The following is a 12,728-nucleotide window of genomic DNA, read 5'->3' as shown; positions in this document are numbered from 1 at the left end:
GAGGCACGGCCCTGACCCATCGCGTCGGCCCCGCCCCCCTCACGTCCGATTCCTTCAAGACCACGCACCGCCACCCCGCCTACGGTGACCGCATGACTCCACGATTCGCCGTGATCGGCGTGGTGGCCTCCGACCTGGCCGCCTCGCTCGCCTTCTACCGCCGTCTCGGGCTCGTCTTCCCCGAGGGCGCCGAGGACCAGCCGCATGTCGAGGCCGAACTGCCCGGTGGGCTGACCCTCGCCCTGGACACCGAGGCAACCGTCCGCTCCTTCCACCCCGAATGGCAGCCGCCGGCCGGCGGGGGCCGGGTGGGGCTCGCCTTCCGGTGCGGGTCACCCGCCGAGGTCGACACCGTGTACGAGGACCTGGTGGGCGCCGGTCACCACGGCGAACTCAAGCCGTGGGACGCCTTCTGGGGCCAGCGGTACGCCACCGTGCACGACCCCGACGGCAATGGCGTCGACCTCTTCGCACCGCTACCGACCGCCGACTAGCCGCCCCAACGGCACACTCGCCAACTCCTTCACGTCCCGCGCCAGATGGGGCTGGTCCGCGTAACCGGCACGGACCGCCGTCTCCGCGAACGGCACACCGGAGCGGGCCAGCGCGAGCGCCCGCTGCATCCGCAGGATCCGGGCCAGGGTCTTGGGGCCGTAGCCGAAGGCGGCCAGGCAGTGGCGGTGCAACTGGCGTGCGCCCAGGCCGAGTTCGTCGGCGGTCGTGGCCACCGGGCGGCCCGCGTCCAGGGCGGTGACCAGCCGCCGCAGCAGGGGGTCGGGCGGGTCCAGGTCCGCCGCCCGTTCCAGCGCGCTCTCCTCCAGGGCCGTCGCCGGGTCCGCCGCCGCGTCGATCCGGGCGCGCAGGCGTCGTACCTCCCGGGCCGGCCACAGATCGGCCAACTCCACGCGCCGGTCGCGGAGTTCGGCGGCCGGTACGCCCAGGAAGGCGGGCGCGGTACCGGGGTAGAAGCGCAAGCCCTCCCAGCGCACGGCGGGGCCTTCGGGGACGTGGGCGCGGGTGTCGGGGCCCGCGACCAGCAGCCGTCCCTCGCTCCACAGCAGGTCCATGCAGCCGTCGGGCAGGACCGGCAGGACGGCGGGGTGCTCCAGGGTGCGGCGCCACACCACGGCGCCGGTCAGCCGGGACGCCCGCTCCTCGTACACGTACGCCAGGCTACGCCGCCCGTGTCCGGTACTCCTGCGGGCTGACCCCGTACACCCGTTTGAACGCGCTGGAGAGGGCGAACGCGCTGCCGTAGCCGACCTGGCGGGCGATGGCGCCGATGGTGTCCTCGCTGTCGCGCAGACGGTCACCGGCGAGCGCGAGGCGCCAGCCGGTGAGGTAGGACATCGGGGGTTCGCCGACCAGGTCGGTGAAGCGGCGGGCGAGCGCCGCGCGGGAGACTCCGGCCTTGGCGGCGAGGGACGCCACGGTCCAGAGATGCGCCGGGTCGTTCTGGAGCAGTCGCAGCACCCGGCCGACCACCGGATCCGCGAGGGCCCGGTACCAGGCGGGGGCCTCCGCCTCCGGGCGGGAGAACCAGGCCCGGAGCGCGGCGATGACCAGCAGGTCGAGGAGGCGGTCGAGGACGACCTCCTGGCCCGGTTCGTCGCGCACGATCTCCTCCATGAGGAGCGGGGTGAGCGGGCACTGCCACACGTCGGTGGTGAGGGTGAGCAGCGGCGGGAGCGCGTCCAGCAGACGGCCGCTGATCTCGCCCCGCATGAGGTACGTGCCGATGAGCATGACCGCGGAGCCGTCGAGGCGGTCGCCCCAGGTGCGTACGCCCAGATCCATGGAGCCCCGCAGGGAGGTTCCGTCGGGGTAGCGGCACTCGCCGCCCGGCAGGATCAGCGCCTGGGGGGCGGTGTCCGGGGCGTCGGCGCAGGTGTACGGGTCCGGGCCGCGCGCTATGGCCAGGTCGCCGGTCCGCAGCCGCACCGGCTCGCCGCCGCCGTCGGGCAGGATCCAGGAGTCGCCGCGGACCATGAGCATGACCGTGAGCGGGCCGCGGTCCTCCACCCGTACGGCCCAGGGCGGGTCGAAGCACGCCCGGATCATGAAGGCACCACGTGCGCGTGGGCCTTCCAGCAGGCCTGCAAGGGGGTCCCCCCGCGTGAGCATGTTCGAGCGTGGGGGAACGTCCATGGGGTCAGCGTACGAGTGGCTCCATGGGGTCGGCGTAGACGTGCGCTTATGGGAATGAGCCGTTCAGCGATGGCCGCCCGGGGTGGGCGGGCGTTGACTCGAGGCATGACACAGAACGCGTCGCAGACGCAGGACATGACCGTGGTGGTGACGGGTGCGTCGGGTCGTACGGGGCGCCGGGTGGCGGATGCCGCGCGGGCGGCGGGGCTGACCGTGCGCGAGGCCACACGGGCGCGGGGCTTCGACTGGCAGGACCGGTCGACCTGGGCGGACACGCTGCGGGACGCCGACGGGGCGTATCTGGTGTACCCGTCGGACGTGGGCTCGCCGGAAGCGGCTCTGGCGGTGGGGCTGCTCGCGCACGAGGCGGTCCTGCTCGGCGTACGGCGGCTGGTCCTGCTGTCGTCACGGGGCGAGGAGATGGCACGGCCGACCGAGGAGGCGCTGCGGGAGTCGGGGGCGGACTGGACGGTCGTACGGGCCTCGTGGTTCTCACAGAACTTCAGCGAGGGTCCGCTGGTGGAGGGGCTGCGGGAGACCGGCGAGCTGATCTTCCCGGGCGGCGAGGTGCGGGAGCCCTTCATCGACGTACGGGACATCGCGGACGTGGTGGTGGCGGTGCTCAGCGCACCCGACGACCGCTACGTCGGCCAGTCCCTGGCCGTCACCGGCCCCCGCCTGATGACCTTCGGCGAGGCGATCACGGAGATCTCGGCGGCCACGGGCCGCGAGCTGACCTACCGCCCGGTGCGGCCCCCCGAGTACGGCGAACGCCTGGCGGGCTTCGGCGTACCGCCCCAGGAGGTCGAGTTCCTGGTGGACCTGTTCGAATCCCTGCTCGACGGCCGCAACGCCTACCTCACGGACGGCGTACGCGAGGTACTGGGCCGCGCCCCCCGGGACTTCACGGACTTCGCCAGGGAGGCCGCGGCGACGGGGGTATGGAAGCGCTGACGGACGGCTGCGCCCACCACCGCCCCACGCAGGAGCCCCGGAGTCAACCCCTCGGAAGCGTCACCTGTCCTGGTGTGAGCCGTCCCTGCTCGGCTTGTGCGGGTGGTGCGTGCTCTTCACGTGGGTGCGCAGGCGGGCCGTCACATCCTCCGGAGGGAGGAAGCGGGACCAGCGTTCCGGGAACTCGGACGGCATGTCGGGGTCGTCGGGGTCGGCCTCGCGGGCCGCGGCCACGCGGGCCACGTACTCGGCGACCTCCGCCTCCCGGAGGCGTTCGTTCGCGGCGCGGGCCGCTGCCGTGGCGGCGGCCGGCCAGACACGGTCGATCGCGGCGTTCATCGCGGCGCCGACCAGCACCGCGAAGGCGGACACACCGATCCACAGGAGTACGGCGACCGCGGCGGCGAGGGAGCCGTAGATCGTGGCGCCCTCGATGGTGTTCGTGAGGTAGATGCGCAGCAGGAAGCTGCCCAGGACCCACATCGCGAGGGCGACCAGCGCGCCGGGAACGTCCTCGATCCACGGGGAGCGGACCGGCACGGACACGTGGTACAGCGTCGTCAGGAAGACGATCGACAGGATGATCACGACGGGCCAGTACAGGACCTGTACGACCGTCTCCGACCACGGCACGATCCGCACCACCGCGTCCGGCCCCGCCACCATCAGCGGCAGCGCCACCGAGCCGATCAGCAGCGCCACGATGAACAGCAGAAACGCCATGATCCGGGTCTTGACGATGCCCCGGACGCCGTCGAGCCCGTACATCACGGTGATCGTGTCGATGAAGACGTTCACCGCGCGCGAGCCCGACCACAGGGCGAACAGAAAGCCGATGGAGATGACGTCGGGCCTGCCGCCCTTCATCACGTCGTGCAGGATCGGCTCCGCGATCTCCCGCACGCCCTTGTCGGACAGCACGGTGCGCGACGCCTCCAGGAGGTTGTTCTCCAGGCCGGCGATGGTGTCGGCGCCGGTCCACGCGTCGACGTAACCGAGCAGCCCGATCAGGCTGAGCAGCAGGGGCGGCACGGACAGCAGCGTGAAGAACGCCGCCTCGGCGGCGAGGCCGAGGATGCGGTACTCCATGCAGGAGTCCACCGTGTCCTTCAGCAGCAGCCAGGCGGTCCTGCGCTTGGAGACGTTCCGGTAGAGGGCTCGGGCCCGGTGGAGCCGACCGGCCGGCTGCTCGGGGGGTTCGCTTGCTGGCTGCACGACCTAAAGGTATCCGTCGTGCCGCACCGTCCTCACCTTCCGGGGTGATCACCGGACGGCTCCGGCGCCGGCCGACCGGAGCGGACGCGTCCGGTCCGGCCGCTGTGTCAGTCTGGTGACCACCGCCGTCGCCCCCGGGTAGGTTCGCAGACATGGCACGCACCACCACCCACACCGTGACGAACCAGGCTCCGCCGCTGGTCGGATACGACGTCTTCGGCGCCGACCGCGCCCTGGTGGAGGCCGTCGAGCGGCACACCGACGCCGCCGTGCTGGACGAGGTGCTCGACGAGCTGTCCGCGCTGGGCAGGAGCGCGGGCTCGGCGCAGGTGCAGGAGTGGGGGGTGCAGGCGAACGAGAACCCGCCCCGGCTGCGCACGCACGACCGGTACGGCAACCGGATCGACGAGGTCGACTTCCACCCGGCCTGGCACCGGCTGCTCGGCAAGGGACTCGCGGCGGGACTGACCAGCGCCTGGGTGCGTCCGGCCGGGCATGTGCGCCGGGCCGCCGGGTTCCTGGTCTGGACCCAGGCCGAGGCGGGCAACGGCTGCCCGCTGTCGATGACCCACGCGGCGGTGCCCGCGCTGCGCACCGACCCGGAGCTCGCCGCCGAGTGGGAGCCGCTGCTCACCTCCACCCTGTACGAGCGCGAGCTGCGGCCGCCCCGGCAGAAGGCCGGGGTGGTGTTCGGGATGGGCATGACCGAGAAGCAGGGCGGCAGCGACGTACGCGCGAACACGACCGCCGCGCGGCCGCTGGCCGAGGCCGGGACGTACGAGCTGACCGGGCACAAGTGGTTCTGCTCGGCGCCGATGTCGGACGGCTTCCTGGTGCTCGCGCAGGCGCCCGCCGGGCTGACCTGTTTCCTCGTGCCGCGGGTGCTGGCGGACGGCACGCGCAACACGTTCCTCATCCAGCGGCTCAAGGACAAGCTGGGCAACCGGTCCAACGCCTCCGCGGAGGTCGAGTTCGACGGGACCTGGGCGCGCCGGGTGGGCGAGGAGGGGCGCGGGGTGCGGACCATCATCGGGATGGTGGCGGCGACCCGGCTGGACTGTGTGCTCGGCTCGGCGGGGCTGATGCGGCAGGCGGTGGCGCAGGCGGTGCACCACTGCACGCACCGTGCGGCGTTCGGCCAGAAGCTGGTGGACAAGCCGCTGATGCGCAACGTCCTGGCCGACCTGGCGCTGGAGTCGGAGGCGGCGACGGCCCTCGGGCTGCGGCTGGCGGCCGCTTACGACGACGGGGGCGAGCAGGAGCAGGCGCTGTTGCGGCTGGCGGTGCCGGCCGCCAAGTACTGGGTGACCAAGCGCTGTACGCCGGTGGCGGTGGAGGCGGCCGAGTGCCTGGGCGGCAACGGCTACGTCGAGGAGTCGGGGCTGCCCCGGCTGGTACGCGAGTCGCCGCTCAACTCGATCTGGGAGGGCGCCGGGAACGTCCAGGCGCTGGATGTGCTGCGGGCGCTCCAGCGGGAGCCGGACGCCTTCAACGCCTACCTCCTGGAGGTGGGCCGGGCGCGCGGCGCCGACCACCGTCTCGACGCGGCCGTGAAGAATCTGCTGGCCGAACTGGGCGACCTGGAGGGCGTCGAGGGGCGGGCCCGGCGGCTGGTGGAGCGCATGGCGCTGGTGCTGCAGGGGTCGTTGCTGGTGCGGTACGCGCCGCCGGAGGTCGCCGACGCGTTCTGTGCGTCCCGGCTCGGCGGTGACTGGGGCGCGTCGTTCGGGACGTTGCCGTACACGCTGGACCTGGCGTCGGTGGTGGACCGGGCCCGGCCGGCGGGCTGACCCGCGGGCAGGGGTCGCGGGGGTGATGCTGCGCCGACACGGCACCACCCCCGCTTCACGGCCCCCGTTCGAGGCCACGAACGCCGCTCGGAACGGCGCTGCTCAAGTTTCAGACACCCTCGGCCCGTCCACCAGGGTTGCAAGGGGTTGCAACTTGCTGGCATATATGCGCGGAGCATGTCCCTCCACCGCGTCCGAAACGGCACTATGAGACCAGCAGTCGGACCGGAAACCGCCGCCCGGACGGCTTGACACGCATGTGTTCGCAAGTGTTGCCGGGAGGATCCCAGTGGCGAACCCGCCGATGAACGTGGCGCAGCTCGCGGCCGTCGACGTGGCACAGACGGCTCGGTTGCTCAGCGAGGTGCGCGAGGCCGCACTCGCCGGTGAACGTGCGCGGATGGCGCCCCGCCCCGTGATCGGGCAGTCGTGGGGGCGGATGCTGCGCAACGGGGTGGATCCGGACCATGACTTCAGATCGGGGCTGCTCAGTCCCGAGGAGGTGCGGCGCAGACGGGAGGAGTCGCCGCTGCGGCATGTCCTGCCGGTGCTGCGGGAGGGTCTGCTTTCGGTCGCCGACGTCGCCCACCACATCATGGTGGTCGCCGACGGGGACGGCAGGGTGCTGTGGCGCGAGGGCAGTTCGCCGGTGCTGCGCAAGGCGGACGGGATCGGTTTCGAACTGGGCGCGGACTGGCGGGAGGATGTCGTCGGCACCAATGGCGTGGGCACCGTGGCCGTGGTGCGCAAGCCCGTCCAGGTCTTCGCCGCCGAGCACTTCGCCCGGTCGCACACCTCCTGGACCTGTGCGGGCGCCCCGATCACCGACCCCCGGGACGGCAGGCTGCTCGGTGTGGTCGACGTCAGCGGCGCGCTGGAGACGATGCATCCGGCGACGCTCGCCTGGGTCGACTCGGTGGCGAAACTCGCCGAGGCGCGGCTGCGGGAGCTGCATCTGACCTCGCTGGAGCGGCTGCGCGCGGTGGCGGCGCCGGTGCTGGCGCGGCTGGCCGGGCAGGCGCTGGCGGTGGACCGGGACGGCTGGACGGCGGCGGTCACGGGGATGCCGTACGTACGGCGCCTCGCGCTGCCCAAGTCGATGTCGGCGGGCCGCCGGTGGCTGCCGGCGTTCGGTCTGTGCGCGGTGGAGCCGCTGGCCGGGGGGTGGCTGGTGCGCGTGGTGGACGAGCCGCCGGCGTCGGACGCCTCCCGGGTGGTGCTGGATCTGACGCGGCCGCGCCGCTGGTCGGTGTCCGTCCGCGGCGGTGCGGGCGCCTGGTCGCGTGAACTCAGCCCCCGGCACGCCGAGTTGCTCTATCTGCTGGCGGTGCGCCGTTCGGGGAGCAGTGCGGCGGGGCTGGCCGAGGAGATGTTCGGTGATCCGTCCCGTACGGTGACGGTGCGTGCGGAGATGTCACGGATCCGGCGGTATCTGGGGGCGTTTCTGGAACACCGGCCGTATCGTTTCTGCGAAGACGCCGAAGTCGAGGTGCTGCTGCCCGAGGACCCCCGTGACCTGCTGCCGCACTCGACGGCACCGACGGTCACACAGCGGTGGGCGGCCACGCACACGCCGTAAGAGGGTACCGCCGGGGGCATATGCCGTGTACCGATTCGGCACATCCGGGGGGCATCTTCCGCATATTTGCGGGGTCTTCTGCCTCTGTCGCAGCTTGCTGCCGTAGCATCCCCTCTACGGGCCTCCCCACCTGCTCCTCGGTCAACGTACGGACCATCAGGCGCAGTTGGCTCGCCGAGGAGGAAGCATGAAGCATCGAGGCAGACATCGCCGGCGCAAGCGGGGCCGCGCCCTGCGCGCGTTCCTGACCGGAACCGCCCTCGCGCTCACCGCGGCCGCCACCATGATCAGCGCCTCGCAGGCCACGGTCGCCGACAACCCGGGCGCGCTCAAGCCGATAACCTCCTCCGCCGAGACCGAACCGCTGCGGCTCCAGGAGCGACTGGTGCCGCAGGCCACGCTCGACCGGCTGGCCGGCGCGATGGGCCGCCCGGTCGGCGTCTCCGCCGTACTGAAGGGCACCGACCGCACCCTGCTCGACAGCGCCGACTGCACCTCCGCCGCACGGAAGTCTCTGCCCGTCGCGCCGCGCGCCGCGCACGCATACTGCTGGGACCCCTCCGACACCACCGACCCCGACTGGCGTCCGGCGTCGGTGACCACCTCCGGGGACGCCGACGACGACGGCGCCTGGGGCGAGAACCGGGTGATCCTGTCCGGCTGGACGCACAGCGCGAGGACCGGCCCCGCCGCCGAGCGGGGACTGGCCAAGGTCGCCTTCGTCGACGCCGACGACCGCGCCCGCCTCACCTACAGCTGGGTGCTGCTCGTGGTCCCCACCGCCGACGGCCGCGACTACCGGGGCCTGGCCTCGACCGTCTCCGGCATGGTCTGGTACCAGGACAAGCTGCTGGTCACGGCCGGTACGGGACGGTCCGAGGCGCTCTACGTCTACGACGTGAACCGCATCCAGCGCACCACGGTCGGCGAATCGGCGATCGGCCGGGTGCCGGGCGGCTGGTCGGCCGACGGCTACCGCTATGTGATGCCCGCGGTGGGCACCTACCGCTTCCCCGCCGGACGGTGCGGCACGGACGGGCCGCCCTGCCCCGGCGGCCTCTCCCTGGACCGCGGATCGGCACCCGACAGCCTCGTCATGAGCGAGTGGACCCCGCCCGACAGCGACCGGCACGCCCGGCTGTGGCGCTACGCCTTCAGCGACGACCCCGCCCGCGGCGGCCTGCTCGCCGCGGACCGGGCGGGGCGGGTGGGCCCGGTCGAGGCCTTCGAGACACGGGCGGCCGGGATCCGGGGCGTACTGGCCTACCACCCGCCCGGGACCACAAAGACCTCCTGGTACGTCGAACGCCTGGCCGATTCCCCGGACGGCCGCGGCAGCCTGTGGCGCCAGGACACCTCGGGAGCGAAGGCCGCCCGCTGCGGCTCGGACAACACACACCACTGCTGGGCCGAGGGCGCGGGCTCGCTCTCCTACTGGCAGGAGACCGGCGAGGTGTGGTCACTGTCGCACCGGATGCTCTACTCCGCCCCAATGAGCTCGATCGACAGTTCGCTGGGGTAGATGGTTCCCTGGCCTGCATGAGCAGCATCACCGTGACCACCTGGTCCCTGGAACAGACGTCGCCGGCCGACCTCCTCCCCGCCGCCGCTCCCGACGGCGACGTCCGGATCGTCCGCTCCGAGGTGCCCTCCCCCGAGTTCAGCCGCTTCCTGTACGCGTCGGTCGGCGGCGACATCCTGTGGACCGACCGTCTCGGCTGGACCTACGCCCAGTGGCGCGAGCACCTGGACCGGCCGGGCGTGGAGACCTGGGTGGCCCACGACCGCGGCACCCCCGCCGGCTATGTCGAGCTCGACCCCCAGGACGACGGCGCCGTGGAGATCGTCTACTTCGGTCTCGTCCCCGCGTTCCGGGGCCGGCGCATTGGCGGTCATCTGCTCTCGTACGGGGCGGCCCGGGCCTGGGACCTGGCGGAACGCTGGCCGCAGCGCGTCCCGACCAAGCGCGTGTGGCTGCACACGTGCAGCAAGGACGGCGAGTTCGCGATGGACAACTACCGGCGGCGGGGCTTCAAGCTGTTCGACACCAAGGTCGAACCGGAGCAGGAGCAGCCCACTCCGGGTCCCTGGCCCGGCGCATACCCGGTCTGACCTGCGTCGACAAGAGCCCGCACCACCTATGTGATCGACGACACTCTTGTCTCGCATATCGAGACATACATGTCCACATGACGGACGAAGCTGGACTGAGTCCAGATTGCCATGACACGCTTCCGTCATGTCTGGAACTGGAATTGCCTTGGTGAGTCGGCGGCACGTCGACCTCGGCCGCATGTCCAGCGCCATCTGTCCGGCGAGCTGACAGTCCCAGCAGCGCCGACATCCCTGACATTCCCCGCCTCCTGCGCAGCGCCGCGCACGTATGCCCGCATGTGCCCATACGCGCAGGTCAGAGCCGCTTTCCGCCTGTCCCGAAGGACGTAGAACCATGGCCGCCACGCCACAGAACCCTGCCGCCTCCGCGCCCCGCCGCAAGGTGAGCCGTCACCGCGGCGAGGGTCAGTGGGCCGCGGGTCACTTCACCCCGCTCAACGGCAACGAACAGGTCAAGAAGGACGATGACGGTCTCAATGTGCGGACACGCATTGAGACGATCTACTCCAAGCGCGGCTTCGACTCCATCGACCCCAGCGATCTGCGCGGGCGTATGCGCTGGTGGGGGCTCTACACGCAGCGGCGTGCCGGGATCGACGGCGGCAAGACCGCGATCCTGGAGCCGGAGGAGCTGGACGACGAGTACTTCATGCTGCGGGTGCGGATCGACGGCGGCGCCCTGACCACCCGGCAGCTGCGGGTCATCGGTGAGATCTCCCAGGAGTTCGCGCGCGGCACCGCGGACATCACCGACCGGCAGAACGTGCAGTACCACTGGATCCGGATCGAGGACGTCCCCACGATCTGGGAGCGGCTGGAGGGCGTGGGCCTGTCCACCGTCACCGCCTGTGGCGACACACCGCGTGTGATGATCGGCTCCCCGGTCGCGGGCATCGCCGAGGACGAGATCATCGACCCCACGCCCGCGTTGGAGGAGATGAAGCGCCGCGTCCTGAACAACAAGGCGTACTCGAACCTCCCCCGCAAGTTCAAGACGGCCATCTCCGGGTCGCCGCTGCTGGACGTGGTGCACGAGATCAACGACGTCGCGTTCGTCGGTGTACGCCACCCCGAGCACGGACCGGGCTTCGACGTGTGGGTCGGCGGCGGTCTGTCCACCAACCCCAAGCTGGGTGTGCGGCTCGGCGCCTGGGTGCCCCTCGACGAGGTGCCGGACGTCTACGAGGGCGTCATCTCGATCTTCCGTGACTACGGCTACCGCCGGCTGCGCAACCGGGCCCGCCTGAAGTTCCTCGTCGCCGACTGGGGCGCGGAGAAGTTCCGGCAGGTGCTGGAGGACGAGTACCTGGGCGGGCGCAAGCTGATCGACGGACCCGCTCCCGAGCAGCCCGTCCAGCAGTGGCGCGACCACATCGGTGTGCACCGGCAGCGGGACGGCCGGTACTACGTCGGCTTCGCCCCGCGGGTCGGCCGCGTCGACGGCGCCACGCTCACAAAGGTCGCCGACCTGGCCGAGGCCCACGGTTCGGGCCGGGTGCGCACCACCGTCGAGCAGAAGATGATCGTCCTCGACGTCGAGGAGGGGCAGGTCGACTCGCTCGTCGAGGGCCTGGAGGCGCTGGACCTCACCGCCCGGCCGTCCTCGTTCCGGCGCGGCACGATGGCCTGCACCGGCATCGAGTTCTGCAAGCTCGCCATCGTCGAGACCAAGCAGCGCGGCGCGCAGCTGATCGACGAACTGGAGCGCCGCCTGCCGGACTTCGACGAGCCCCTCACCATCAACCTCAACGGCTGCCCGAACGCCTGTGCCCGTATCCAGGTGGCGGACATCGGTCTCAAGGGCCAGCTCGTCGTGAACGACCAGGGCGAACAGGTCGAGGGCTACCAGGTGCACCTCGGTGGCGCGCTGGGCCTGGAGGCCGGGTTCGGCCGCAAGGTCCGCGGTCTGAAGGTCACCTCGGACGAACTGCCCGACTACATCGAGCGGGTGCTGAAGCGCTTCCAGGCGGAGCGCACGGCCGACGAGCGATTCGCCGCCTGGGCCGCGCGGGCTTCGGAGGAGGCGCTGTCGTGAGTGAGCGAGCCGCTCCCTTCTACTGCCCCTACTGCGGCGACGAGGACCTGCGTCCGAGCGAGCAAAGCCACGGCGCCTGGGAATGCGCGGCCTGCAACCGCGCATTCCAGCTGAAGTTCCTCGGGCTGCTGGCCCGGGGGGTTCAGCGAGCCGACAACGGAGGGGACCGGACATGACGACGGCTCAGGAAGAGCGCACGGCCGAGGAGTTGAAGGCGCTGGCCGAGCGGGCGGGGCGCGAGCTGGAGGACGCCTCCGCGCTGGAGATCCTCCAGTGGGCGGTGGACACCTTCGGCAAGCGCTTCTGCGTGACCTCCTCCATGGAGGACGCGGTGGTCGCGCATCTCGCCTCGCGCGCGATGAAGGGCGACAGCTTTGTCGACGTAGTCTTCCTCGACACCGGCTACCACTTCCCGGAGACCATCGGCACCCGTGACGCGGTCGAGGCCGTGATGGACGTCAACGTCATCACGCTCACGCCGCGACAGACGGTGGCCGAGCAGGACGCGGAGTTCGGCCCGAAGCTGCACGACCGCGACCCGGACCTGTGCTGCAAGCTGCGCAAGGTCCAGCCGCTGGAGGAGGGCCTGAAGGACTACCAGGCCTGGGCGACCGGCCTGCGTCGCGACGAGTCCCCGACCCGGGCGAACACCCCGGTCGTCGGCTGGGACGAGAAGCGCCGGAAGGTCAAGATCTCCCCCATCGCCCGCTGGACCCAGGAGGACGTGGACGCGTACGTCGCCGAACACGGCGTACTGACCAACCCCCTGCTGATGGACGGCTACACCTCCGTGGGCTGCGCCCCCTGCACCCGCCGCGTCCTGGAGGGCGAGGACACGCGGGCCGGGCGCTGGGCGGGCCGGGCCAAGACCGAGTGCGGACTGCACGGCTGA

At 71.7% G+C, this 12,728-nt stretch carries 13 protein-coding genes; 10 read left to right on the top strand and 3 right to left on the bottom strand.

What is annotated here, in order from left to right:
- Positions 1 to 92 precede the first annotated feature (92 nt).
- On the top strand, positions 93 to 494 hold the full coding sequence (locus N8I87_RS31825) for a VOC family protein (protein WP_263213872.1): 402 nt from the start codon (positions 93 to 95) through the stop codon (positions 492 to 494).
- On the opposite strand, the gene N8I87_RS31820 is transcribed toward N8I87_RS31825, so the two are convergent.
- Positions 477 to 1,163: a helix-turn-helix domain-containing protein gene (locus tag N8I87_RS31820; protein WP_263213870.1), complete on the bottom strand. Its 687-nt coding sequence runs from the start codon at positions 1,161 to 1,163 to the stop codon at positions 477 to 479. The genes N8I87_RS31825 and N8I87_RS31820 overlap by 18 nt on opposite strands.
- Positions 1,164 to 1,173: 10 nt before the next feature.
- Positions 1,174 to 2,124, bottom strand: coding sequence for an AraC family transcriptional regulator (locus tag N8I87_RS31815; protein ID WP_263216757.1), 951 nt, complete (start codon positions 2,122 to 2,124; stop codon positions 1,174 to 1,176).
- A 129-nt stretch (positions 2,125 to 2,253) separates the two neighbouring features.
- Here N8I87_RS31815 and N8I87_RS31810 point away from each other — a divergent pair, with 129 nt between their 5' ends.
- Positions 2,254 to 3,102: a Rossmann-fold NAD(P)-binding domain-containing protein gene (locus tag N8I87_RS31810; RefSeq protein ID WP_263213868.1), complete on the top strand. Its 849-nt coding sequence runs from the start codon at positions 2,254 to 2,256 to the stop codon at positions 3,100 to 3,102.
- A 60-nt stretch (positions 3,103 to 3,162) separates the two neighbouring features.
- Here the strand turns inward: N8I87_RS31810 and N8I87_RS31805 are convergent, their stop codons facing one another.
- Complete coding sequence (locus N8I87_RS31805; RefSeq protein ID WP_263213867.1) at positions 3,163 to 4,317, bottom strand: YihY/virulence factor BrkB family protein; 1,155 nt, start codon at positions 4,315 to 4,317, stop codon at positions 3,163 to 3,165.
- A 152-nt stretch (positions 4,318 to 4,469) separates the two neighbouring features.
- Between N8I87_RS31805 and N8I87_RS31800 the strand changes: the two genes are divergently transcribed.
- From N8I87_RS31800 to N8I87_RS31770, 8 genes are all read left to right on the top strand, one after another.
- Entirely contained in the window at positions 4,470 to 6,107 is a 1,638-nt protein-coding gene (locus N8I87_RS31800) for an acyl-CoA dehydrogenase family protein (RefSeq protein ID WP_263213866.1), read from the top strand.
- Between the two features lie 289 nt (positions 6,108 to 6,396).
- The gene (locus N8I87_RS31795) at positions 6,397 to 7,686 is read left to right on the top strand and encodes a GAF domain-containing protein (RefSeq protein WP_263213864.1); all 1,290 of its coding nucleotides are present in this window, start codon (positions 6,397 to 6,399) and stop codon (positions 7,684 to 7,686) included.
- Between the two features lie 187 nt (positions 7,687 to 7,873).
- Positions 7,874 to 9,208, top strand: coding sequence for a hypothetical protein (locus N8I87_RS31790; protein WP_263213863.1), 1,335 nt, complete (start codon positions 7,874 to 7,876; stop codon positions 9,206 to 9,208).
- Between the two features lie 17 nt (positions 9,209 to 9,225).
- Entirely contained in the window at positions 9,226 to 9,798 is a 573-nt protein-coding gene (locus N8I87_RS31785; protein WP_263213861.1) for a GNAT family N-acetyltransferase, read from the top strand.
- Between the two features lie 127 nt (positions 9,799 to 9,925).
- Positions 9,926 to 10,009 (top strand): putative leader peptide, encoded by an 84-nt coding sequence (locus tag N8I87_RS44105; RefSeq protein ID WP_309486338.1) that lies wholly within the window; start codon positions 9,926 to 9,928, stop codon positions 10,007 to 10,009.
- 126 nt (positions 10,010 to 10,135) lie between these two features.
- A complete protein-coding gene (locus N8I87_RS31780) occupies positions 10,136 to 11,836 on the top strand; it encodes a nitrite/sulfite reductase (protein WP_263213859.1) in 1,701 nt (566 codons plus the stop codon).
- Positions 11,833 to 12,012, top strand: coding sequence for a hypothetical protein (locus N8I87_RS31775; protein ID WP_263213857.1), 180 nt, complete (start codon positions 11,833 to 11,835; stop codon positions 12,010 to 12,012). The genes N8I87_RS31780 and N8I87_RS31775 overlap by 4 nt, the downstream gene beginning before the upstream one ends.
- The gene (locus N8I87_RS31770) at positions 12,009 to 12,728 is read left to right on the top strand and encodes a phosphoadenylyl-sulfate reductase (protein ID WP_263213856.1); all 720 of its coding nucleotides are present in this window, start codon (positions 12,009 to 12,011) and stop codon (positions 12,726 to 12,728) included. Before N8I87_RS31775 ends, N8I87_RS31770 begins: the two co-directional genes overlap by 4 nt.

The organism is Streptomyces sp. HUAS 15-9 (assembly GCF_025642155.1).
Classification (GTDB): domain Bacteria; phylum Actinomycetota; class Actinomycetes; order Streptomycetales; family Streptomycetaceae; genus Streptomyces.
This window is presented reverse-complemented; position numbering and strand designations above follow the sequence as displayed.